Source organism: Paenibacillus sp. JMULE4, assembly GCF_013337105.1.
Taxonomy (GTDB): Bacteria; Bacillota; Bacilli; order Paenibacillales; family NBRC-103111; genus Paenibacillus_G; species Paenibacillus_G naphthalenovorans.
Genome location: NZ_SGWF01000015.1, coordinates 111,298 through 134,635 on the forward strand (window position 1 = coordinate 111,298; position 23,338 = coordinate 134,635).

The window sequence follows — 23,338 nt, forward strand, 5'->3', positions numbered from 1 at the left end:
ATAGAATGCCTAGTAAATATATTGGAATACTGTTCTACCGGACCGCCGGAGACACTCTGTCATTGACCATCATTGACAAGGGTGTCTTTTTTTATGTCCATTGGCAATGAAGGAAGATGGAGGCCAAGAGAATGACGACAACCAGGGGAAAACATTTCATTCAAAGTTTAAAAGATGGGCGGAGCGTTTGGCTGAATGGTGAGAAAATTGAAGATATAACGACTCATCCCGCATTTACCGGAACGTTACGGACGCTTGAAAAGCTGTTTAATATGCTCGACGAACCCGGTATGCGGGAGAAAATCGGATTTCGCAGTCCCAAGACCGGCGAATATGTGCATAATGCCTTCCTGATTCCAACGGCGCCGGAGCATTTAAAGCAGCGAAAAGAAGCATTCAAGATATGGGCGGATGCCACCTTTGGCGTGATGAGCAGATTGTCTGAATTCGGACGCACTCTGATTACCAGCTGGCATGCCACAAGCGAGATGTTTCGCCAGTACGACGAGCGGTATCCGGAGAAAATTCGCCGGTTTTACGAGATAGCAAGAGATGAGGATCGCTTCGTGATTCAAGCGTTCGGCAATCCGCAAATCGACCGTTCGAAGGATGCCGCAGGGGCAAGCGATCCTGACGCTCATCTCAGAATTGTGCGCGAGACCAGTGAAGGCATCTATATCAAGGGCGCAAAAACCGTTGCCACTGGCGCGCCTTACGCCCACGATTTGATCATTGCCCCGAACTATCGGGTAAAGGATACGCATCCTGAATATGCTCATGCGCTGATTGTCCCGTTAAATGCTCAGGGCATTCATATCATATGCCGGGAATCGTACGCATCAACCGACATAGATGAACACCCCCTAAGCGCCCAATTCGACGAAATGGACGCCGTCATCGTTTTCGATAATGTATTCATTCCATGGGACAGGGTTTTGCTGCACGGCAATCCGGAGGCCGTTTGGAAGTTCTATAATACGCTGAAAAGCAACGCGCTGACCTTCCATCAAACCGTCGTCCGCCTGGTGTCCAAACTGGAGTTTATTACCGGTCTCGGCATCGCTTTGGCCGAATCGATCGGCGTCGATTCCTTTTTGAACGTGCAGGAAAAATTGGGAGAGTTAATTGTCCAGGTCGAAAGCATCAAGGGGCTGCTGCACGCATCGGAAATTGTAACGCAAAAAGATCAATTCGGCATGCTGACCCCCTCTCCCATTCCATTGCAAACCGCGCGAAACCTTGGAATGAGATACTATCCGAGAGCGATTGAAATATTGCAGCAAATCGGAGCCGGAGGCTATACGCAAACTCCTTCGACAACGGTTGAAAACAGCGGGGAGATTAGAGCATATTTGGAAACCTATTATCGGGGAGCCACCGTTTCCGCATCCCAAAAAATAAAGCTCTTAAAAGTAGCGTGGGATATTGTGGGCAGCCCGCTCGGCTCCCGCCACGAACTGTACGAAAGATTGTATGCCGGGGAAGCTTCGCGAATGTATGCCTTACAATACCTTGCATCCGATAAAACCGCTTTGGAGAAACGGCTGGAGCGGTTTTGGACCATTACGGAAGAAAGGAGAAATGAACCATGAGCTTGGGCAAACAGTATATGGAACGTATAAATGACGGCCGCAAGGTATGGCTGGGAAACCAGGCGGTCGGCAATGTGGCGCATCATCCTGCATTTGCGGCAACCGTGCATAACATCGCCTTACTGCTGGATAAGCAGAATGAACCCGATACGCGCGATCAATTGACTTATCGCGGAGACAAATCCCGTGCCAATATAGCCTTTCTTCTCCGGACACCTCATGTCCCAAAATGTTCCCGGCCTTCGGGCCATGCAGTTTACCCGATCTGTCCAGCAGATCATGATAACAAATTCCCGCCGCATGCACCTTAATTAAAGCTTCGTCCGGCTTGGGCTCAGGCATCGGCGCCTCCCGCACTTCCAGGCAATCGGCCCCGCCAATATCCTTCATGATTACGCATTTCATCATTTGCTTACTCCTTCTGCATCATGCTGTATCTCCATTCCAAACCATGCCCCGGAGCTGTACCGGACAAAAAATAAAAGCTCTTAAAAATCCCGATGTAAACCAGGGAATTTTAAGAGCTGCCAGTGATCCGGTAAGCCTATTTGAAATGTAATCATATGATTTTAACCTATGAAACAACGGTTTTGAATAAAAAAAATATATCATTATATCCATCAATCGTCAATGTATGATGCGTTTACCGGACAATCGTTTCATCAGGCATATGGCAAAAGATTTTCATTTATTTCCACGGTAAACATTTTCGTTCCAAAAGTCCAGGGTGCGGTTAAAAATCAGCCCGATCACGGAAAGCAATACGACGCCAACCATGAGCTTGGTTGTAATCATCAAGTTGCCGTAGTGCAGTATCATCGCTCCGATGCCTTCCTTGGCCGCAATCATCTCCGCCGCTACAAGCAGCAGCAGCGACGTTCCTGCGGCCAGCTTCAATCCGGCAAAAATCACCGGAAGCGAACCCGGCAGGATGACCTTGCGTACGACGTTCAAATGATTCGAGCCAAACGTGACGGCCGCCTTAATCAGGGTCGAATCGACATTCTTGACCCCGGAATACGTATTGATCACCACCGGGAAAAATACGCCTAAAGCAATCATCGTCACTTTGGGCAATTCTCCGATGCCGAGCCATAGAATGATCAGCGGCAAAAGAGCGATTTTCGGAATCGGGTAAAAAGAGAACAAGATGGGAGTCCCCACCGATTCCGCCCATTTGGAAAATCCGAGCAGCAGCCCGACGATGATGCCAATACTGCCTCCCAGAAGATAACCCAGGATAATGCGGTATAGACTGGCCAAAATATTCGGATGAAGCTCTCCCTTCACGATCATTTCCCATGCTGCGGATAGAATACTGGTAGGAGACGGAAGAAACAAGGGAGAAATCAAGCCCGATCGGCCTATGATTTCCCATACCGCTACGATGAAGGTTATGCCTAAAACCGGAGCATATACAGGAACCCTTTGCTCGAGAAAGGCGACTTTGTTGGTTATATATTTTCTTATCGTTTCCGCCACTGCCTTATCCCTCCTTCAGCGCTTCCGCTGCGTCATGGCGGATCAGCTGCCAAATTTGATCGGCATACTCATCGAATTGAAGCCGAAACTGCTCCTGATTCCGGCCTATCTTGGGCATATCGATATGGATGATGCTTTTGATCTGTCCGGGATGACGCGACAATACAATGACCCGGTCAGCCAAATATACCGCTTCGTCTATGTTGTGGGTGACATACAGCGTGCTCAGCCGCGTCTGGTTCCAAATCGTCAGCAGCTCCTCCTGCATCAGCGTGCGTGTCTGCGCATCCAAAGCGGAGAACGGTTCATCCATCAGCAGCAAATCAGGCTGAATGGCAAGAGCGCGGGCGATCCCTGCTCTCTGCCTCATCCCTCCGGAAAGCTGCTTCGGATAGGCCGATTCGAATCCGCTCAGACCGACCATATCAATATAATGCTTCGCTATTTCGCGCTGCTCCTTCTTGCTCACGCCTCTTTCTTCCAAGCCGTATACGACATTTTGATAAACGGTCCGCCATGGAAAAAGTGCGATTTCCTGAAACACAATCCCTAAATTCGGTGTCTTGTCCTCCTTTAAGCCTTCAAAATATACGCTGCCCTCAGTTGGAGAGAGCAGCCCTCCTACAATATTTAACAGGGTGGATTTACCGCAGCCGCTGGGTCCGACCAGCACGACAAACTCCTGCTGTTCAATGACGAAATTGATATTGGTTAATGCGGTAACTTCCTTCCCCTTTGTGTCTTTAAACCTTTTTTCCACGCCGTCGATTACAATTCTCATAGGTGTGTCACTTCCCTAACCTCTTAATGCCCTCTTCAAGCAGCTCCGTATTCACAATCGTTTTGTAGTCGATCGATTTTTCAATCATCTTGTTTTTGAAATACCAGTCAATTTGGGTTTTGATGTCTTCGGCCAGCAGTCTGCCGTCGCGATCCATGTAGGGAAGGCCTTGTTTAACCAGCTCCGCAGGCTGATCCGTGTACTTGGCTATGATGTCGATCACTTCGTCATAGTTTGCGCCCGGTACCGGTTGTCCGTCTTTTTTCACCAGCACGGCGTCATAATAATAACGGGCTGCCTTGGCGTATGCGGTCATAAAGCGCACGGCGGCATCTTTGTCGTCGGCAAACTTCTGCGAGAAGAAAATAGCCGAGATTTGATAATCGATTTCGTCTCCGACATTGGCGATCACTTTCCCGTACCCTTCGTTCAAAATATAGCTGATATTCGGTTCGGCCGTAAGAATCGCATCCACTTGTTTGCTCTTTAACGTGTCGTTCATCGCGTTCAGCTTGCCCAGCGGAGTGATTTCGACGTCCGATAAGCTGAGTCCGTGCTTTTCCAATAAACGTCCCGCCATATAATGGAAGGTGGAGCCTGTCTGGGTCACGCCGATCTTTTTGCCTTTGAGATCTTTAATGCTTTGAATCTGCGAATCTTTGTGAACCAGCAAGGAGGAGGAGGAATACCCTTTTTGTTCCCTTCCTTTGTCTGCTACGATAAGCAATTTTTGTCCGCCTGCAATCATGTTGTATAAGCTTGCCGTAATGCCTGTCGCCCCTACTTCCACACTGCCGGAGGCTGTCGCTACGGCAATCGGCTGGGCCGCCTCAAACCATTGCGGAGTCACTTCAATATTCTCTTCTTTGAAATATCCTTTTTCCATGGCGATAAAAATCGGAGCGGAACTGGTTAATTTCAGCAGCCCGATCTGCAGCTTAACCGGTTTGGCCTGCTCGGCCGGCTTGCCGCCGGCATTATTCTCCGGCGGTGTGCCTTGTGTTTGCTGCCCGGAGCCCCCGGTATTCCCGCATCCCGCCAGAACCGCAGTAACGCAAAGCAGTGCAACCATCACCATAACCCATGCTTTTTTCATTTTGATCGATCCTCCCTCTTTATTTACCTAGATCATTTTATAGTAAAAAAATCTAGATCATCTGTTAGCGCTTACACTTTACCGTTGATACCCGACACTATACGGATCGGAACCGGCATCAAGAGCCTTGATCCGGTTCGATACAGTAAAGGAAGCTTCTTTCCATAGGTTGAACGTCTATGAATGAAACGCAACTTGAAATTGATCGGGTTGAATACGATGAACAAACGACTGTTTATCAAAATGTTGGCTTTGATCTGGAAAATCGCTTCTTACAAAGCTGCCTCTGCTTTCTTCCCGTGCCTGGCTGGAAGCAATAAACGCTTGGGCAATGGATACAGCATGCTTTAACTCGCTATACCGCAATCGATCTTTATAAGGAATGGCGTTTAACGGGTAATGTTCCAAGCTTTTTTGGAGTGACTCTACTTCCATTTGGGCACGACGCAATTTTTCTTTATTTTTGGTTACGAGGATCCGGTCCATGGAGGCATGCAATTGTCTAAACCCTTTATCGCAGGTCAATTCAGGCGTTCGATTCACATCTTCGCTCATCACGACCCAATGCTTGGTTCCAGGTTGTCCAATCGCTTCAGCAGCTGCCCGCCCTGCGCGGCTGCCGAATACTAAGGCGTCCATCACTCCGGTTCCCATCATACGCTGAGCCCCTTGGAACCCTCCGGCACATTCCCCGCAGGCAAATAATCCGGCTACCCCGGTTTCACCCTGCGGATTAATAGCTATTCCCCCCAGCGCCTGATGGCATCCGGAACTTATGATCGCAGGCTGCGACGTTAAATCCAGATTACGGGCCTTTAACATCTCCAAGCTACGGGGAATGCGATGCTTCATCACATCGATAAGATGTGTTCCATACCAATAAACCCCGCCGTCCGAAGTAGCTTTGCCCATTTCCTGCTGTTTTTCAATCCACTTGCAAATCTCAAAGGTGATATTTCCTTGAGTAACCGTATCCGGCTCTTGACTGCTATGATCCCATCCCGAGGAAAACGGTTCTTTGGCCGTATTCAAGATTTTCCCTTGAGACAATAGCGCACTGATCATGTAGAATCCGCGAATCGGGCTTACGAATAAGGGAAGAATGTGCATGAATTCCAGGTTCGTTAATGCAGCCCCCAAATCCAGACCTATGGCCATTCCGCTGGCGTTGCCTTGAGGGTTCGTCGCGTAGGAAAAAAGATTTCCAAACCCTCCTGTTGCTATAATAACACTGGAAAAACGGATTTGAACCGGCTGGGTACATTTTTGCGTTTTGTGAATGCCTAATGCCCATCTGGGATGCCCGGAGGAATCTTTGATAATCTCATAAATTCCGGTATGAGCCAAAAATTGCACTCCTTTTTCTTCGCAAGCTTTGACTAATCTCGTTAATATTTCGGTACCGAAATCACTCATGCCCTTAACCACTCTAGGCCTGGAATGACTTGGAATCTGCATCCAGACGTACTCGTTTCCTTGGCGTTCAAATTCTACACCGATCGATTCCAAAAATCGTAATTCTTTTTCACTATTGTCGGTGAAGGTTCTAACGAGTTCTCTTGAATTTACTTTCATCCCAAAATCATATAACTCTTTGTAATAAAGATCGGAATCTTCTTTGTTAAGAGCCACAGCAAGCCCGGTTACCTCAATCAACTTATCTAAATATGAAGTAGCCCCTCCATATGTTTTACCGCCACGATTTACAACCAGCACTCGTGCCCCTGTTTCCCTTGCGGCCAAAGCGGCACGCAGCCCGGCGCTTCCCCCACCGACGATCAAAACATCCGTCTCCCATTTTTCGAATTCCTCTTTCAGCAAACCGGTACCCTGCCCTTCTGGTTACATAAATTGAATGTCCTTGAAGTTAGAGTACAGCACGCCACTTATTAATACAATCGATATTTTCGATTCAAGATATGAATGAAATTCATAAATGGGTAAGGATGACTTTGATTTGAGCAGGCCGAAACGGGCTGACCTATTTGGCGTTTTGTTTGATCCACTGCATGGTGAAGTCCCGAAAAGCGGCATGAACCGAAGGGATGTCAGGGCCCCGAGGTATGGCGAGGGCGGTCGTTCTTTTGATTTCTTTTTTAAGACGCACGATGGCGATTCCGGGACGTCGAATAAATTTGACTACCCGCGATGTTAACAATGCTACGCCAAGCCCTTCCGCCACCAACCCGCAAATGGTTTCCACCTGACTGCTTTCATACATAATATTAGGCACGAAACCGGCTTCCTGGCACGCTTGTTCGCATAAGCTTCTCATCCCATAGCCTGGTTTTATAGATAAAAATTTCTCTTTGGAGGCCTCCGCTAAATCAATCATTTTCTTATCGGCCAAGGGGTGGGCGGCATGAGTAATTAATACGACTTGATCGCTCATTAATGGATAGAAATCGATTGTTTTTTCATAATTTTCATTATGCAAGTGAGTAAGAAGGGCGGCATCGATCTCCGATACCTGCAGCCATTTAATCAGCTCATCACTGTTTCCGTCACGAATCTCGATATGGATGCCGGGGTATGCCTTTTGGAAGGAAGCGATTAACGCCGTAAGTCCTAAATAACTGATGTTGGGAATGGCGCCGATGACCATATGTCCCCGTTCCAAATTGTTATATTCCAGCATGACCTGCCGGGCCCGCTTGATCTCTCCCAATATGCGTTTGGCATAAATCAGGAAATGCGCCCCTGCCGGCGTCGGCTGGACAGAGCGTGTCGTACGTTCAAATATTCTGACGCCCAATTCTTCCTCCAGCTTTCTTATCGAATGGGAAAGCGCAGATTGAGACAGGCAGACTTCATCAGCCGCCAGACTAAAGCTTTTGTATTTTTCAACGGCTAATATATACTCCAGTTGGTGGATTTCCACTCGCCATACCTCCCTGATGCTGCTGTTTTCCGCGTGCGTTACCGTCTACCTGGATTTCAGTCTTGCTGCACACCATTATTCTATCAGTCCGTCTTGCCAAAGGAAATAGCCTAGTGAATCGACTTTTATTCATTTCATACCCATTCATGCCTGGACCAACGCTTCTCCCGGTTGCCATCGCCGTAAATCAAGAAAGACGCAGCTTTTACATTAGCTGCGCCTGGTGTTATAACTTATCAGGTCTCTGTTAACGTTCCTAAAGAACGTTCCGGTACCCTGGTACCCCTGGTACTCTGACCATGGGCAAGGGCAAAAGGGGATACCTCCTCTGGTCAGGAAAGCCGTTTAACGGCCAGCAGATCGTCCAGAGGCATCGACAGCGCCCGGTCACAGAGCTCCTTTTTCAAATCGTCTAGCCTTTCCTCATCCGCTTCCGTCCGTGTGCTCGCTCTTCCCTTCTCCAGCAAATCATAAAATTCCAGAGGCAGGAAGCCTTCCTTTAACGATACTTCTACGGACCGGCCGTCGGTCAGTGAAAAGACAAATGCGTACGACTGGGCCCGATGCGGGTCATACTGGGCAACCGGATAATTGACGTCAACCGTCAGCGCCCCGCGGGACGCCGCACGGGTGACATATTCGAACGCATCGCGAAACCCCGGACCGCCGTGACCGGACAGAATCGAGATGTCTTTGCGCTCTGGCGCTTCGTCTCCGCACAAGGCCTTGATCCCCGCGTAGACGCTTAGAAAGCCGACCGCGACGGCCATCAAATATTGCCCGCTGTGGTATTTCTCGACATCCTCAAACCGAATCTCTTTTAAAAACTCGCCTTTGCGGCCGTCACGAATATAAATGACATACATCATGAATCCTCCTAATTGTTGTTGGAATTCAAGCTCTTTTTTGATCAATAACCAGCACAGGAGCACGGCCGCCACTGCCCCTGCCGCCGCAGGAATGACCGGAAAGCCTGCGCCTTCACCGGCCGGAACGCAGTCGGAATCGCCTTCCTGACACATATGATGCGCATGGGCTTGACCTTTCTCATCGCTGTTGGCCTCCTGCGGGCTCGAAGCCGCCCCCGCCGGCTTGACAAACGAAATCAGCTGCAGTTGCTGTCCGCCTTCACGCTTGTTCATTACCCACGATTCCCGGATGCTTTTTCCTTTCCACAGGCCGGGGTCGACAGGAGCATACAGGATTCTCGGGTGTTCGCTTAACTCGAGCGTGACGCCCTGAATCGTGACGGCATACGTCCTGACGGTCTTGCCGTCAGCGCCTTGGCTCTCCTTCATGGCGACGGCTTCGACCGTCCCGGACGGACCGGGCGAATAGCCCGCCTGCTCGAACAGCGTTTGTCCGTTGACCTTTGTCGTCAAATAAACCGCCATGAGCGAAGCGAACTGCTCTCTTGTCAGCTCCTCCGACCCGTTCAACTCCGCCCGCCCTTGAAAGTAAGCTTGATTGACATCGCGCACCGTCGCATTCCCATCCAGGCTAGGAACGCCGCCCTCCGCCAAGACCGCCTGCCGAACGGCCTGCGGATCCGATTGCTGCGCCCCCAAGCCGCGAAACGAACCGGCCCAATAAGCGAGATCGGAACGCGACAGCTTGTCCTTCGGCTTGAACAAGGGCGCGCCGTGCTCGTATGGGATGACGCCGAGCCCGCTCAAATAAACGATGTTTTCCCGCGCTTCGGAAAACGCGATATCGTCGTATAGATTGCTTTCATTGACGATGTGCGCCTGTGCTGCTGCCGGCAGCAGCATCATCAGCACGAATATCATTACCGCAATACGTTTCATTTCATCCTCCGAGAGCTTTGTTCTACTCGTTCGTTCTCAGCAGCAGCGCCCCGTTCGCCTGCTGCCAGTAATACGGAGCCGGACTTCCCGCCGCAGCCTCCAGCCCGGCGGTTCCGACGGCAAAGCCGCGAAGCTCTTCGAGCAGCGTATCAGGCATCAGAAAACCGTTGAAAAAACCGGCCTCGAACTGCAGATCGGCCGTACCGTTTTCCTTGTTCAGCAGCTGACCGATCAGCATCACATGAAGGTCCGGCTTTTCATAGACGGCGTAAATATGGTCTGCGCGGAAGAAATACGCAAGCTCCGACCGATCGTTCAGCCACTGCTCTTCCAGCTTATAGAGAGCGCCTGCGGCTGTGCCCGGGACTGCCCACTGCGGCAGCTGTTTGTCCGCAAGCTCCCGGTCCGAAGCCAGACTTTGCAATAACGGCTCCTCCACTTCCGACATCCAGTCAATGTCCAAATAATTGGCCAGTTGATCTATGGCCGCATCGGAATTGTCGGTTATAAACCGGGCCCGCGCCTGGAGCTGCCGCTCCATGCCCATAAGCAGACGCTGATGGCCCTCCAGCGACTCCCTTGCGGTCTTCACCTGCATATACTCGGCATAAAGCCGGTCCAGCTCCTGCATATACCGGTCCAGGCTTCGCGCCATCAACCATTGGCCGCCTATAATATCGACCGGGTCCTGCGCCTGCAGCATGAGACTCAGCCAGGCGTCCATGCCGAAATCGTCGTAAAACTGCAGCTGGGCGGCTGCGCTATTCCGCCTGGCGGAGAACACCTGCTCCTTTTGTCTGACCTGAGGCGTCATGGCTTCAATGTCGTCCTTCGTGCGCTGCATTTCCAGCTTCAGCTTGGCGATCGTCTCTTCGTCATGCACGGAAACAAGAAAATCGGCAAAAGCGCCGGTCAGGTGGGCGTACGCGCCGGTTGCCGCAAACAGGAAGAACAGTACAAGAACGACAACCGTCCTACGCATGCTTCATCAGCTTCCCGGTCGACACATAGCTGGCGCACAGGCCGATCGCCGTGCCCGCCGCCACGATGCCGAGCATCATCGTATAAAAATCAGCCGGAGCCACATGGAATATCGTGTTATAGGGATGCTCCAAAGACGCCATGGTATAGCGGTACAGCCCGTCCAGGACGGTCGCCGCCAGCAAACTTCCGGTCAAGCCGATCACCCCGCCTTCGAATACGAATTGCCCCCGCACATGGGTCGGCTTCGCCCCGAGCAGCAGCTTCACCCGAATCTCTTTTTGCCGCTGATACAAAGCGAGATTCACAGCCAAAAACACCGTCAAAAACGAGATGCCTGCAAAAAACAAAAGCAGCAGCAAGCCCCAGCGGTTGATCCGTTCGGAGGCGTGCAGCACCGTTTCCGCCAACTGCTGCGGATAAATGACCTGAGCGATGCCGCGTATCGAGCGCAATTCTTCCGCAATGAGCGAAATGTGCCGCGTATCGGTCAGCTCCAGACGTACCGCATCCGGCAGGTCGCTTTCCTTGAAGCTCTCCAGCAGTTGCTCCCGGCCCTGGAAAAACACATTCATCCGCTCGACCAACTGATCTTTGGTCTCGATGCGCACCGATTTGACGTAGCTTTTTTGCTCCAGCACGCGCGCAACCTCCGACGTCTCGAAAGCCGGGTCCACATACACCTTCACACTGAGCTGCGCGTCCAAATACTGCATCAGGTCATGTACCCCGAGACGGAGCATAAACAAGGCGCCCGAAATCGTCATTGCGATAAAAATCATGGCGGCCGCCGCCGCAGCCGCTCCCGCATTGCGCCGAATGCCTTCCCGCGCATCGCGGACAATAAACTTAACCATTGCCAACCTCATATATTTTCCCTTGTTCCATGTGTAATGTCCGCGCGGGAACTGCTTCCACGAACCGGTCGGCATGCGTTACGACAAGCATCGTCATGCCGTATTCCCGCTGCAGTTCCCGGAGCAAATGAAACATCTCCGCCGCCGTTTCCTTATCCAGATTGCCCGTTGGCTCGTCCGCAAGCACGATCGCCGGCCGGACCAGCAGCGCCCGGGCAATGGCCACCCGCTGCTGCTCCCCGCCGGACAACTGGGCGGGAAACAGCCGCTCCTTGCCGCTCAGCCCCGTCCGCTTCAGCAGGTGAAGCGCCTGGGCCCGGGTGTCTTTTTCGCTTCTTCCCAGCACCTCGCCGGCCAGTTCGACATTCTCCAGCACCGTTTTACGATCCAGCAGCTCGAACGACTGAAAAATCACGCCGATTTTGCGGCGCAGCTCGTATTTCGGCATGCTCCCGACCGGTTGGCCGTCAATGGCAATGTCGCCGGTGAAATCGTCGATCTCCCGGTACAGCAGCTTGAGCAGCGTGCTTTTCCCCGAACCGGACCGGCCGCGCAGGAAAGCGAACTCCCCGGCCTGAAGATGCAGATTCACGCCGTCCAGTACGGTGCGCTCCCCATACCTTTTTGTCACATTCCGAATATGGATCATTACCAGGTTCCTTCGGCAAGCCAGGGCAGGAAGCCGTCCAAAAACCGCTCCGTCGCCGGCATGAAATACGAGCCAAAATGATAATCGGGGTCCAGCGTCGTTACGATCCATGTTCCGGCCGTACTGACTTTGTCGATATACAGGATCGCGCCGTTGTCCTCCAGGGCAATCAGCACGTCCGAGCCCTCCGGGGGCCAAAACACGCCGTGGTAATGCCAGGTAGCATCTTCCAGCGTGATCGCTTGAAACAGGCTGTGCCCGGGGTTGGCCTGAACGAGACCGCTCCGTGCATCCTTGTCCAGCCACCACCAGAAGTTGGTCGGCCTAAATTCCCAGTGATGTCCGGGGATCCACGGCCGCGACTGCGGACCGAACGCCACTACGGTCCCTCCCCGCTCCGCGACCGCCCGGATTTTGGCCGCCGATTTTTCCACCATGCCCTGATGAAGCTGAGACGGACAGAGCAAGACGTCGTACTTGTCCAAAGAAGCGGTCTCCAGATCGGGAAGGTAAATGAGCTCATCGAAAAATCGGCGGTACTTCGGCTCGTTGAGCGTCCGGTGATGCTGCGAGCACCCCCCGTATAATGCGGCTATTTTCCTCATATCGCCACACCTTTCTCCTGAAGCTGCCGGTGCTCGTCCCGGATCCACCGGAGCAGCTGCGGCCCGATGCGGCCCGACGTGTTGTCATTGCTGTGATAGCCAAGCAAATCGTTGCCGGAATGAACCAGTATCGTCCCCCGGGTGCTGTTACGGTCGATATACACGATCGGCTCTCCTCCCGGCAGCGTCAGCAGCACCTCCGCTCCTTCGGGAACCGGATGGTGCCCTCTGGCAAAAAAACCGGCTACCCCCTGCTTGTAGGTCATATCCTCCGGCAGCACGCCTTCGAATATCGGATGCGGCCGATGGATCGATACGTGATAATCGCGGTGGCTGCGGATCGTTTTGGGCACGAAGTTCGAGCCCCCGGGAAGCCAGGGACGGAACAGGTGCCCGCTGAATACAAGCACTTTGCCGCTGTCCAGAAACCGCCGGATGCATTCTTTCTCCTTAGTCAGAAATTCCTGGTCGATGAGGCCGGGAATGACCATCCCGACATAAGGCTCCAGATCGGCATCCGGCAGCTCATAGACATCCAAAAAAGCAAGATCGTTCTTATAGCACAAATCGTTCATTCGCGCATCCACAAAATGGCTGCCGGAATGCAGCATGAGTATATCGTTCATGTTATCCGCAATGGATCCCCTTTCTACTGTTATCCATATACCGGGCCGGGCATGTCAAACGCCGGTCAGCTCCAGCAGCGCCCCGATCAGGCGCTTCGTAAACGGATGCTGCGGGTCGTCGATGACCGCATCGGTGATTCCGCTTTCGACGATGACGCCCTGCTCCAGCACAAGCATCCGGTCGCAGAAGTGCCGCGTCAGCGCGATATCGTGGGTGATAAACAAATACGACAGCCCATGGCGCTGGCGCAAACGCTTCATGACGTCCAGCAAATCGAGACGCAGGGACGGATCGAGCATCGAGGTCGGCTCATCGGCCACGATCAGCCGGGGGCGGACGATGAACGCCCGCGCCAGGCCGACCCGCTGCCGCTCCCCGCCGGACAATTCATGCGGGTACCGGTCCATGTACCGGTCCGGCGATAACGATACCTCCGCCAGCGCTTCCCGCACCAGCTCTCTTCGGGCGCGCTTGTCGCCGGAGTATAGTCTCTGAATGACGAGCGGCTCGCATACCAGCTGCTCGATCGTCATACGCGGAGACAACGATTCATAAGGGTCCTGAAAGATCATTTGAATGGGCCGCAGCGCCTGTCTTCTGGCTTTCCCCTTCAAAGCCAGGATGTCCTGCCCCATTACCTTTATCGTGCCGCCGTCCGGCTGCTCCAGACCTGCGATCATCCGGCCGATGGTGCTTTTACCCGCACCGCTGGCGCCGACCAGGCCGACCGTTTCGCCTTCCGCAATGGAAAAGCTGACGCCCTTGACGACCGCCTCCTGCCGAAAGGCGGCGCCCGGAGCCGTATAGGCTTTGTGCAAATCGCTTACGTGCAGCAGGTCGTCTCTGCGCACCTCCGCGCTGCCAGTGTCTTGTATCGTCATCGCTTCAGCCTCCGTTAAGAAGAAGATGGCACGACTTGTGGAACGCTCCGCTTCGTGCGCAACCGGGGGATGGCGTCGATGAGACGCCTCGTGTACGGGTGGGACGGCGCAGCCGCAATGGCGTCCGCCGGCCCCTGATCCACGATGTGCCCCTGCTTCATGATCAGAATGCGGTCCGCCAGCTTCAGCACAACGGGCAAATCATGTGAAATGATGAGCATGGACAAGCCCAGCCGCTGCTGCAAATCGGCGAGCAGCCTGATGATGTCGACCTGTACCTTGACATCCAGCCCCGTGGTAGGCTCGTCGGCGATAATCAGCTCGGGCTCGTTCATCAGCGCCATCGCAATGACGACCCGTTGGCGCATCCCCCCGCTGAGCTCGTGCGGATAAGCGCTTCCCCAGGCAGGCGTCAGTCCGACCTGCTCCAGCACCTGATCCACCCGTTCGTGCAGCCTCTGCTTATCCATCGCATGATGAGCGGTGACCGCCTCGGCCAGCTGGCTCTGGACGTTCATGACCGGATTCAGGGCGTTCATCGCCGCCTGCGGAATGAGCGCAATGCGCTTTCCCCGAAGCGTACGCATTTCCCCTGGCGACAAAGAGGTCAAGTCGATGCCGTCAAAACGGATCGAGCCAGTCCGCAGCGCAGGCTCCCGCAGCAATTGCATGATGGAAGACGCCACCGTCGTCTTCCCGCTGCCCGACTCGCCGACAAGCCCCACCACTTCACCCCGGTTTATGGCAAAGCTCACCGTGTCGATCGCATGGACTACGCCTTTTTCTTGCGGGTAGGAGACCGACAGCCGGTCCACCTCCAGCAGCGAAGCTGCGGCATGTGTCCGGGTGCCGGCCGGCGCCGGAGACTTTGGTCCGTCCCCCAAGCCGGAAAACACTCCCCGCCGAAGCGAACGCAAGCGGGGGCTGTTCTTCTCCTCCATCACATAACCGATAAAGGAGAATGCAAGCACCGTAACGACGATGCACAGTCCGGGAGGAAGCACCCACCATATCCAGGCATCGGTCAAAAACGCGCTTCTCGCATTGGCGTAGAACAGGATGCTGCCCCAGCTTTTCGACAGCGGATCGCCAAGCCCCAGAAAGCTTAAGGAAGATTCCAGCAGAATCGAAGTATTGACTGCCCTGACGAATTGGGGAATGAGCAGCGGAACGATGCCGGGAAAAATGTGCCTGCGCAGCACATAAGCATGTCCGGCGCCCATGGTTTTGGTGGCCAGCACCGGCCCTCTGCCTCGCAGCGACAGCACCTGCGCACGAATTTCACGGGCCTTGCCCGCCCACATGACGAGCGTGATGACCAAAATTTGCGTGATTACGCTCGGTCCCATATACACGCCGATCACGATCATTAGCGGCAAATACGGAAGCGTCAGGCTGACGTCCACCGTTCTCATCAGCAGTGCATCCGGCCAGCCGGAACCGTATCCGGCGATAAGTCCGGCGATCGCGCCGATCAGCACGGCCAGCAGCGCCGATACGATGCCTACCGTGAGCGAGACCCGCGCGCCCTCCGCAAGCTCCGCCATAATATCCTGGCCCATGTCGTTGGTGCCGAGCAGATGCTGCCGGCTGGGCGGCTGGAGCGGCGAACCGCTTTGCTCGTCCGCGCTGTAAGGCGTAAGTAGAGGCCCAAAAACAGCAAGCGCGACAATGAGCGCCAACAGGATGAAGCCTGCCACGCCGATCTTTCCTGACAATGTTCTGTTCATGCCGATCCCTCCCCAGGCTTGAAGTAACGGGCTCTGGGATCGATGAACGGGTACGTCAAATCGGCGAGCAAATTAGCTGCAATGACACCGACGGTGATCAGCAGGAACACTCCCTGCATCATCGGAAAATCCCGGGCGATCACACTTTCGTACAGCAGACGTCCGATCCCCGGATAGGAGAAAACCGTCTCCACCACCACCGCGCCGCTAACCAAGGTGCCCAGACCCAGCGTCACATGCGTATAGACCGGCAGCAGCGCGTTGCGCAGCGCATGCCGGTAAATCAGGTTTCGCCGGCCGACCCCTTTGGCTTCCGCCATAAACATATAATCCTGCCCCAGCGTATCGAGCATGGAGGAGCGGGTCAGCAGGAAGTTGGCGCCTACCGTTGCCAGCGTAATCGTAGTTACAGGTAAAATAAGACGCCGGATGACTTCAATGACATAATCGGCGCCGCCGTTATGGACCAGCGGTACGGCCCCGTACGAGGGCAGCCAGCCGAGATTCACCGCAAATACGGCGATCAGCAGCATGCCGAGCCAGAAGCCAGGCAGCGATTCAAGAGCAAGCATCGACGTCAGCAGCGCGACATCCCGCCGTTTGCCGCGGTTCCAGGCCGCATACGCTCCGCAAGCCATGCCGATCAGCGCGCTGAGTACAAACGCCGGCAATACCAGAAGAAGAGTCCACGGCAATCGTTCCATCAAAACGTCCTTCACCGGCTTGCCGAATTTCGTGGAGCTGCCCAGCTCCAGGCTTACCGCCCCGACCATAAAATCGGTATACTGCTCCCAAAGCGTCCGGTCCAGTCCAAGCTCTTGATTCATCCGCTGCCGCTGGTCGGCCGTCAATGTGTTGACTTCCTGCCCCATGAAATAAATGAGCGGGTCTCCCGGCGCCAGACGGGGCAGCGCAAAATTGATGGTTAACGCAATAAACAAAACCAGTATATACTGTACGCATTTCCGTCCGAACCGGCGGGAGTGGGATGTCCCGATTGCTCTCCCTGAGGAGGTATCGTTTCCCATAAGACCACTCATCCTTAGTTGGTCACCCCTGCCGCTTTCCGGGCTTCTTCCGGCAGTAGAGAATATTTATGAATGATGCCGAAGCCGGGGGATTCCACCCAGCGGTCAAACTTGTCCGCGCGGTAAGCGTAATTTTCCGTCGGGTAATACAGAACGAGGCTGGTAGGCTGGCGGTTGAACAGAGCCTGCATCTCAAACGATATTTCTTTGCGTTTGTCGATATTGGCTTCGGCCATCCATTTTTTCGTCAGCTCGTCCATTTCAGGGTATGCCAGTCCTTTGGACCATAGATAGCCCGAGCGATGCGACATGACGAACTGGTCCGGGTCCGCCACGCCGTGCGGTCCGATGCTGCCTACATACATGTCGAATTTGCGCGATTGTCCGAGCGTTCCGATCGTTGCCGAGTCGAGCACCTCAACGGTGGTTTTGATGCCCACATTGGCGAACTGCTGCTTCAGCAGCTCAGCCGAACGAATCCAGCCCGGTTCCGTCGACGAGACTTTGATCGAAAAATCAAGCGCCTGACCCGCAGGCGTTTCCCGAACGCCGTCTCCATTGCGGTCCACATAGTTCAACTGATCCAACACCGCTTTGGCTTTGTCCGCATCAAACGGTGTGCTCAGGGTCGGGCTTGTCCATGGCGAGTCCGGATGCGGATACCCCTGCAGACCCGGCCTTCCTTCTCCGAGCAGGACCGTGTCCGTAATCGCCTTGCGGTCAACGGCCAGCGATAACGCTTCTCTGAATTTCGGCTCGTTAAACGGCTCTTTTTCGAAGTTGATGCGAACCTCGGTCAGCGACAGCTCCTTCGTGCCTGCGACCTTCATATTCGGCAATTTTTTGAACGATTCCAGCAGCTCCGGCGGCACACCCCGGGAAGCGGCGTCTACTTCACCGGCACGCAGCGCGTTGAACATCGCCGTCGGATCTTTGATGATCGGCATGACCAGCGAGTCAACGAGCGGACGGCCCTTGAAATAATCCGGATTCGCCTCCAATTTATAATATTGATCCGGCTTGTACTCCGTCAGCTTGTACGGGCCCGTACCGACGGGCAGCTCCGTAAATTTGCGCGGATTCTCGACTTTTTCCCAAATATGCTTGGGGAGGATCGGCAAATCGGCCATCGTGATGCTTGCCAGCGACGGGCATGCGTAGGCGCAGGTGAAACGCACGGTGGAGGCATCCTCCGCTTCGATCTTTTCCACGCGGGGAACCTCGCTGACATGATGGGTGTAGCGGTTGGACGGACCGTCCCGGTAATACTCAAACGTGAACTTAACATCTTCGGCGGTAAAAGGCTGACCGTCATGCCACTTGATGCCGGAACGCAGCTTCACGACCCAGTTGAGGTCGTCCACCTGTGTGGCCGATTCGGCCAGCCACGGCTGCGGTTCCTTGACGAACGGCGAAGGCGCGAACAGCTTGTCATACACCAGCTCCAGCAAACTCTCATTGCCTGAGCTCAAATACAAATTGAGCGGACCGACATCGCCCGGTACGGCGATTTTCAATTCGGGAATGCTCTGCTCGACGGGATTGGCCTCAGCCCCCTTCGGATCAACAGATTCAGCCGTCTTGGATTGGCATCCGGCCATAAGCACGGACAGCGCAACAAGACCGGCCATGACCGGACGTATGAAGTGACGACGAGATAACATGCAGCGAACCCTCCTGTATTTTTATAAATAATGATGTATGGGCGATAACAAAATCATCATAGATCAAGTGATAATGAATATCAATATCAACTAAAAAGGGGTTGAATCGAATTATCACGTCGTTTATGGTCCTCAGCCACTCGTATTATTTTTTTCAATACATCGATTAAAAAAACGAATCGGATCGACGGCAGAAAGCGGCGGGGCTTCAAAGAAAAGTATGGCGAACAACCAAGGGGCATCTAGCTCATCAATGATTCCAAAACGGAGCCCCAGGCGCGCGTATCGGCGCTGCGAGGCGGTCGCTCGAACCCCAAGGCTTCATTACAATCCGACGTCGCTTTTCAAAAATAAAACCACCTTGCGAATGACAAACAAAACCAACCACTTATCCCCAGCTTTATGCACACTTTATCCACAGATGACAAATTTCCTAAACGACAAGAAAACCTGACCGCCGGCCAAGCCTTTGTCCAAACTCACACTTTGTGCACTAAGAGCAAAAGATACGGATTCCGACCGCTCTTAAGCTTGTATTTTCCATAAATGTATGAAGCCGTAATGGCACGGCCTCAAAGGCGGCCCGTAAACGTTCCGCCTTCCTTCTCTATCGCCTATGATTGGGTCACTCTACCGCCCCTCTGCTGCTCTAACAGACCACGCTAGGCCCGGTTCTCTCTCCAGTCATGAGCGGCGGTTCCCGCTTTAACGATAGCGTCGGCTCTGGACGAATCGTACCCGAATGTTTATTCGATCCGGAGCGTGCGTCTCTTTTACTGAACGCCGAAATATCGCTTGACCTCATGGCAAAACGTAAATTCCGTTTCGGTAAGGGGGGTCTGTTTGCGGATCACAATGCCGTTATTCCGCCTAATCGGCAAGGAGGCAACGTTTTTGAACGCAAGCTCGCCCTTGGCCACTTCGGCTTCAACGGCTTTAAACGGCAGAAAAGCAAGGCCCAGATGCGATTTGACGGCCTGCTTGATCATGTCAAAATTGCTCATTTGCAAAAATCGCACCTTGACCCGCTGCCGTTCAAGCTCGGTAATAATATATTCCTGGAGATAATGACTTCGCGGCAGCAGCAGCGTCTCGTTGCGCAGATCCCGGGAGTATACGACCTTTCTGCCTGTTAATGGATGATTGGGAGGGACAACCAGAGGAAACTCGTCATGAAACAATACGTGCACGTCAAAATTGGCATGAATGTAATCATCTTCCGGGTAGACGGGCATCAATGCAAAATTTGTCCGCCCCTGTTGCAGCGCGCTTCTCAGCTCCGCATAGCAGTGGGTATGCACCTCCAGCGCCTGCTTCGGGTATTCCTGGTGAAAGCTGCTCAAAATGTCCGAAAAAAAATACGCCCCGATATAACTGCTGACGTAGATGGCTAATATATCTTGTCTTTCCGCATCCTTCATTTTGACCGCTGCTTCTTCGACCAACTGCGTGATCTGCTTGGCATACTGCAGGAAAATTTCTCCCTGCTTCGTTAATTGGACGTTTTTTCCCGATCGGTGGAACAGCTTGCACTGGAACTGCTCTTCCAACTGCTGGATATGGTTGCTGATGGTCGGCTGCGAGCAATAAAGGCGCTTGGCCGTCTCCATAAACGACCGGCATTGCGCAAGCACAAGGAAGGTTTCTATTTTTTCCAATGTTTTCAAAACAAACCACCTCGATTATCAAAGAACACAGCTTATATTGATAAAGATTATCATTATCATTTAATAAAGTCAATCAGATCTGTGCTTCCATCCCTGCTCTTCATCACGACAGCCCGCCAAGGCAATACCACCCAAAGGGCATGAAACTCGCAATAAGGCTTATTGAGAGAAAAGAATTTAGCGTGACATTCGAATAACAGAAGTTATGATCCCCCTTCAGTTAGCTTTACGATATTTCATTTTTGAATCCAATAGCTATTGATCATATCTCCTGACTCGTTGATCAATTGGATTTCTAAGCTCCTGTTATTTTAAATTATTTGATTGAGTGTTACCTGCGATCCAAAAAGGAGTTCGAATGAACGCAAAGTGAGGTAATATCTTAAAGTTTGATTAATTTATTTTCTCATCGAATATACTAATCATTTAATCCTTTTCCATTGAGAATTTGCTGGATATATTTTTCAACCCTTGACTCTCGAGTTTTGGATTGTTTGGGTTCAGAAAAATAAAGAATGTATGCTCTTTGCCGTCCCGGCGTCAATGCTTCAAAAGCAGTTTTCAAGGCAGGGATTTCATCGAATTTTTTTTGAAGTTCTTCAGGAATTATGAATTCTGTATTCTTTTTAAAATTCACTTCCAAACCGGCTTTTTCAACTTCAATGGCTTCATAAATATAGGCTTTCAAGATGGTTTCCATTGCAACTATTTCTCGAACATTGGTGAACCGAATCTGGCGTGCCGCCTGCGTATTCTCCCCAGGTTTGATTAGAATACCATTGGGATCATTTAACAAGGCACCTTTGAAAAACATAAGCGCACAGTATTCTTTAAATCCTTGTATTATAACTATGTTACTTTTCTGAAACGTGTAACAAGGTTTACCCCACTTCAATTCTTCGGTCAGCTGACAGTCAAGAATGATCATTCTCAATTTCTCAAATTCTTCCTTCCACTTTTTGGATTTACTTAAAAATTCATCAACTTTAGGATTCATTCTACTATTTGTCATCAAGGAACACTCCTCTTCAATTTTTCGATCGGCTGACAGTCAAGAATGATCATTCTCAATTTCCCCAATTCTTTCTGTAACTTTTTGGCTTTACTTAGTTCAACAGTAAGCCATCCTTCGAAGTGTTACATTCGTATCCTTGACAGAAAACAGGCATGAAGAGACTAACATATTCTTTTTATTCGACGTTGTGTTTTCGTACTCCTTGCTATCAAGGTAGCGAAACCATGCCAGGTAATGCTCCAAAATATTTTGTTGCAACCCCATTAAAGCGGTCCATCCATCTCTTCAGTCGACTATGGTAGCTATTCACGTTCTGGATATGGTAAATATCCCTGACACGCTGTTTTCCATCGGATTTGAAACGGTAATGCGCCAATCCCTTTTCATTTGCATAGGAACTGAACGCTCGCCAGGAATCCGTGCAAAGTACGTTGGAGTTGGAAAGATGACAACCGAGTGCCTCATCTAGCTTCGTTTTACGAATGCGCCCACGTCCGAGGACGCCAGAGAAGGTCATCTTCTGACGGTCGCGGGCGACTAGTACACAAATCTGGTCATTGCTGATGCCACGGCGTTTAGCTTTACTGCCGCACTTACGGGGCTTCCGTTCAGCGATATTCCTCCTGCCTTTTTACCGAGTGTAGGAAGTATGTCTCGTCCATTTCAACGAGACCTTGGAATGCTTCGGTTGGAATTTGCCTCAATGCCGCGAGAATTTTATGCCGCCAGTAAAACAAGCATCAGTTCTGCACATTTGCGCAGCGAAACCCCATCAATCATGAGTTTTCGTTTCTCCATGTTGAACATAATTTACCATTGATTTTTCCTGATCAAACGATTTCGTTTTCCCAGTGTTCGGATCATTTGTCCCAACCTATGCGGCTATACAAAATGTCTTACGATGGACAGCAGGAGCAGAAAGGCGATGCCAAAGCAGAGGCGCATCAGCCATTTATCCTGACGATCAAACACATTCACGGCGACTCCCCCTTCACATATCGGGCATTGAACAAAAACAGCCTAAGCAGCAGAACGAGCGACGGGACAAGCAGGACAAAACCGGCAGCAAATGCCACGACCAGCGCGCGCCCCATGGCCGGGTTCGTCACGCCGCCATACAGCGTCAAATAAGGGTAGAGCAAATAAGGAAGATGGGAAATGCCGTAACCGAAAAAAGCGAAGGCGAACTGCAGCATGACCATCACAAAAGCGACGCCATAGTATTTTCTTTGCCAAATCAGCCAAACCGCAATCGCAAAGCTGATGAGCGAGAGCCCGAACAGCCACCACACGTCCAGCGTGCGCTGAAAATGCTCCAGGTTATGATTCCGAAGGGCAATAAAGACAAACAGGCTGGAAATGATCGTCGGAATGCCGCCCCACAAGGCAAACCGGCGCATCTGTTCGAGCGCTCCCGCATCTTCCGCGCGAGCCGCGTAATAGGTCAAAAACGTCGAACTGATGAACAACACGCTTGACATGGCGAGCAGCACAACCGCCCAGGAGTACGCACTGTAAAACAGCTCCTCCAGCAGCAAGGTGACATGGTTTCCCTGAACGGTCAAAAAGCCTCCCTCCGAGATGGTGAACACCGTGGATAAAGAGGCGGGTATGAGCAGCCCTGTGGCTCCGTAAGCGAGCAGGTAGAAGGAATTTTTCTTTGCGCCATAATTCGCAAATGCGTAGAACGACCCCCGAATGGCGAGCAAAATGAGCGCAATGCTGCCGGGAATGAGCAGCGCCGTCCCATAATAATATGCCGTTTCCGGAAAGAAGCCGACGATACCGACGAAAAAAAACACAAAAAAAACGTTGGTCACTTCCCAGACCGGGGACAAGTACCTGGAAATCACGGGCCCGATGACCGATTCCACACCGCTCACCCGGCTGTAATAAGCGTAGAATCCCGCCCCAAAATCAATGGAACCCACAATCAGGTAACCATACAGAAAGCTCCAGAGAATGGTGATGCCAAGCTGTTCGATCGACATGTC

At 52.3% G+C, this 23,338-nt stretch carries 20 protein-coding genes and 2 pseudogenes; 2 read left to right on the forward strand and 20 right to left on the reverse strand.

Going from position 1 to position 23,338, the window contains the following annotated elements:
* The first annotated feature begins 131 nt into the window (after positions 1 to 131).
* Both EXW96_RS16680 and EXW96_RS16685 read left to right on the forward strand, forming a co-directional pair.
* Positions 132 to 1,592, forward strand: coding sequence for a 4-hydroxyphenylacetate 3-hydroxylase family protein (locus tag EXW96_RS16680; protein WP_174350984.1), 1,461 nt, complete (start codon positions 132 to 134; stop codon positions 1,590 to 1,592).
* Between the two features lie 17 nt (positions 1,593 to 1,609).
* The gene (locus tag EXW96_RS16685) at positions 1,610 to 1,903 is read left to right on the forward strand and encodes a 4-hydroxyphenylacetate 3-hydroxylase N-terminal domain-containing protein (RefSeq protein ID WP_375256460.1); all 294 of its coding nucleotides are present in this window, start codon (positions 1,610 to 1,612) and stop codon (positions 1,901 to 1,903) included.
* Here the strand turns inward: EXW96_RS16685 and EXW96_RS28590 are convergent.
* The 20 genes and pseudogenes from EXW96_RS28590 to EXW96_RS16780 form a co-directional block, all read right to left on the reverse strand.
* Positions 1,857 to 2,000, reverse strand: a pseudogene (locus EXW96_RS28590) (NAD(P)H-quinone oxidoreductase); the annotation flags it as partial. The gene EXW96_RS16685 and the pseudogene EXW96_RS28590 sit on opposite strands and share 47 nt — an antisense overlap.
* 276 nt (positions 2,001 to 2,276) lie before the next feature.
* On the reverse strand, positions 2,277 to 3,074 hold the full coding sequence (locus EXW96_RS16690; protein ID WP_174350986.1) for an ABC transporter permease: 798 nt from the start codon (positions 3,072 to 3,074) through the stop codon (positions 2,277 to 2,279).
* 4 nt (positions 3,075 to 3,078) lie between these two features.
* On the reverse strand, positions 3,079 to 3,855 hold the full coding sequence (locus EXW96_RS16695) for an ABC transporter ATP-binding protein (RefSeq protein WP_074729450.1): 777 nt from the start codon (positions 3,853 to 3,855) through the stop codon (positions 3,079 to 3,081).
* A 7-nt stretch (positions 3,856 to 3,862) separates the two neighbouring features.
* Positions 3,863 to 4,951: an ABC transporter substrate-binding protein gene (locus tag EXW96_RS16700; protein WP_074729452.1), complete on the reverse strand. Its 1,089-nt coding sequence runs from the start codon at positions 4,949 to 4,951 to the stop codon at positions 3,863 to 3,865.
* Positions 4,952 to 5,128: 177 nt separating this feature from the next.
* Positions 5,129 to 6,772, reverse strand: a complete 1,644-nt coding sequence (locus EXW96_RS16705) for an FAD-dependent oxidoreductase (protein WP_062410456.1) — start codon at positions 6,770 to 6,772, stop codon at positions 5,129 to 5,131.
* Between the two features lie 160 nt (positions 6,773 to 6,932).
* Complete coding sequence (locus tag EXW96_RS16710; RefSeq protein WP_174350987.1) at positions 6,933 to 7,832, reverse strand: LysR family transcriptional regulator; 900 nt, start codon at positions 7,830 to 7,832, stop codon at positions 6,933 to 6,935.
* Positions 7,833 to 8,164: 332 nt separating this feature from the next.
* The gene (locus EXW96_RS27630) at positions 8,165 to 9,640 is read right to left on the reverse strand and encodes a hypothetical protein (RefSeq protein ID WP_254611427.1); all 1,476 of its coding nucleotides are present in this window, start codon (positions 9,638 to 9,640) and stop codon (positions 8,165 to 8,167) included.
* A gap of 22 nt (positions 9,641 to 9,662) precedes the next feature.
* Positions 9,663 to 10,622 carry a hypothetical protein gene (locus EXW96_RS16720; protein WP_174350988.1) on the reverse strand — a complete coding sequence of 320 codons (960 nt, stop codon included), beginning with the start codon at positions 10,620 to 10,622 and terminating at the stop codon, positions 9,663 to 9,665.
* On the reverse strand, positions 10,615 to 11,478 hold the full coding sequence (locus EXW96_RS16725; protein ID WP_254611428.1) for a cell division protein FtsX: 864 nt from the start codon (positions 11,476 to 11,478) through the stop codon (positions 10,615 to 10,617). The genes EXW96_RS16720 and EXW96_RS16725 overlap by 8 nt, the downstream gene beginning before the upstream one ends.
* A complete protein-coding gene (locus tag EXW96_RS16730) occupies positions 11,471 to 12,127 on the reverse strand; it encodes a cell division ATP-binding protein FtsE (protein ID WP_174350990.1) in 657 nt (218 codons plus the stop codon). The genes EXW96_RS16725 and EXW96_RS16730 overlap by 8 nt, the downstream gene beginning before the upstream one ends.
* Positions 12,127 to 12,732 (reverse strand): hypothetical protein, encoded by a 606-nt coding sequence (locus EXW96_RS16735; protein ID WP_062410450.1) that lies wholly within the window; start codon positions 12,730 to 12,732, stop codon positions 12,127 to 12,129. Before EXW96_RS16735 ends, EXW96_RS16730 begins: the two co-directional genes overlap by 1 nt.
* The gene (locus EXW96_RS16740; RefSeq protein WP_062410449.1) at positions 12,729 to 13,358 is read right to left on the reverse strand and encodes a hypothetical protein; all 630 of its coding nucleotides are present in this window, start codon (positions 13,356 to 13,358) and stop codon (positions 12,729 to 12,731) included. Before EXW96_RS16740 ends, EXW96_RS16735 begins: the two co-directional genes overlap by 4 nt.
* 54 nt (positions 13,359 to 13,412) lie before the next feature.
* The gene (locus tag EXW96_RS16745) at positions 13,413 to 14,240 is read right to left on the reverse strand and encodes an ABC transporter ATP-binding protein (RefSeq protein WP_174350991.1); all 828 of its coding nucleotides are present in this window, start codon (positions 14,238 to 14,240) and stop codon (positions 13,413 to 13,415) included.
* A 14-nt stretch (positions 14,241 to 14,254) separates the two neighbouring features.
* A complete protein-coding gene (locus EXW96_RS16750; protein ID WP_174350992.1) occupies positions 14,255 to 15,970 on the reverse strand; it encodes a dipeptide/oligopeptide/nickel ABC transporter permease/ATP-binding protein in 1,716 nt (571 codons plus the stop codon).
* A complete protein-coding gene (locus EXW96_RS16755; protein WP_174350993.1) occupies positions 15,967 to 16,998 on the reverse strand; it encodes an ABC transporter permease in 1,032 nt (343 codons plus the stop codon). Before EXW96_RS16755 ends, EXW96_RS16750 begins: the two co-directional genes overlap by 4 nt.
* 14 nt (positions 16,999 to 17,012) lie before the next feature.
* Entirely contained in the window at positions 17,013 to 18,662 is a 1,650-nt protein-coding gene (locus EXW96_RS16760) for an ABC transporter substrate-binding protein (RefSeq protein ID WP_174350994.1), read from the reverse strand.
* 773 nt (positions 18,663 to 19,435) lie between these two features.
* Complete coding sequence (locus tag EXW96_RS16765; RefSeq protein ID WP_254611429.1) at positions 19,436 to 20,329, reverse strand: LysR family transcriptional regulator; 894 nt, start codon at positions 20,327 to 20,329, stop codon at positions 19,436 to 19,438.
* Between the two features lie 418 nt (positions 20,330 to 20,747).
* On the reverse strand, positions 20,748 to 21,341 hold the full coding sequence (locus EXW96_RS16770) for a YdeI/OmpD-associated family protein (RefSeq protein ID WP_174350995.1): 594 nt from the start codon (positions 21,339 to 21,341) through the stop codon (positions 20,748 to 20,750).
* Positions 21,342 to 21,440: 99 nt separating this feature from the next.
* Positions 21,441 to 22,130 (reverse strand): annotated as a pseudogene (locus EXW96_RS16775) (IS1595 family transposase); the annotation flags it as partial.
* A gap of 188 nt (positions 22,131 to 22,318) precedes the next feature.
* A complete protein-coding gene (locus EXW96_RS16780) occupies positions 22,319 to 23,335 on the reverse strand; it encodes a cytochrome d ubiquinol oxidase subunit II (protein ID WP_137671036.1) in 1,017 nt (338 codons plus the stop codon).
* Positions 23,336 to 23,338 lie beyond the last annotated feature (3 nt).

Bases quoted from the DNA above. Each gene is read 5' to 3' on its own strand.
- EXW96_RS16680 (WP_174350984.1), top strand. From the start codon at position 132: ATGACGACAACCAGGGGAAAACATTTCATTCAAAGTTTAAAAGATGGG.
- EXW96_RS16685 (WP_375256460.1), top strand. From the start codon at position 1,610: ATGGAACGTATAAATGACGGCCGCAAGGTATGGCTGGGAAACCAGGCG.
- EXW96_RS16695 (WP_074729450.1), bottom strand. From the start codon at position 3,855: ATGAGAATTGTAATCGACGGCGTGGAAAAAAGGTTTAAAGACACAAAG.
- EXW96_RS16700 (WP_074729452.1), bottom strand. From the start codon at position 4,951: ATGAAAAAAGCATGGGTTATGGTGATGGTTGCACTGCTTTGCGTTACT.
- EXW96_RS27630 (WP_254611427.1), bottom strand. From the start codon at position 9,640: ATGAAACGTATTGCGGTAATGATATTCGTGCTGATGATGCTGCTGCCG.
- EXW96_RS16720 (WP_174350988.1), bottom strand. From the start codon at position 10,622: ATGCGTAGGACGGTTGTCGTTCTTGTACTGTTCTTCCTGTTTGCGGCA.
- EXW96_RS16725 (WP_254611428.1), bottom strand. From the start codon at position 11,478: ATGGTTAAGTTTATTGTCCGCGATGCGCGGGAAGGCATTCGGCGCAAT.
- EXW96_RS16730 (WP_174350990.1), bottom strand. From the start codon at position 12,127: ATGATCCATATTCGGAATGTGACAAAAAGGTATGGGGAGCGCACCGTA.
- EXW96_RS16735 (WP_062410450.1), bottom strand. From the start codon at position 12,732: ATGAGGAAAATAGCCGCATTATACGGGGGGTGCTCGCAGCATCACCGG.
- EXW96_RS16740 (WP_062410449.1), bottom strand. From the start codon at position 13,358: ATGAACGATATACTCATGCTGCATTCCGGCAGCCATTTTGTGGATGCG.
- EXW96_RS16745 (WP_174350991.1), bottom strand. From the start codon at position 14,240: ATGACGATACAAGACACTGGCAGCGCGGAGGTGCGCAGAGACGACCTG.
- EXW96_RS16750 (WP_174350992.1), bottom strand. From the start codon at position 15,970: ATGAACAGAACATTGTCAGGAAAGATCGGCGTGGCAGGCTTCATCCTG.
- EXW96_RS16755 (WP_174350993.1), bottom strand. From the start codon at position 16,998: ATGGGAAACGATACCTCCTCAGGGAGAGCAATCGGGACATCCCACTCC.
- EXW96_RS16760 (WP_174350994.1), bottom strand. From the start codon at position 18,662: ATGTTATCTCGTCGTCACTTCATACGTCCGGTCATGGCCGGTCTTGTT.
- EXW96_RS16770 (WP_174350995.1), bottom strand. From the start codon at position 21,341: ATGACAAATAGTAGAATGAATCCTAAAGTTGATGAATTTTTAAGTAAA.
- EXW96_RS16780 (WP_137671036.1), bottom strand. From the start codon at position 23,335: ATGTCGATCGAACAGCTTGGCATCACCATTCTCTGGAGCTTTCTGTAT.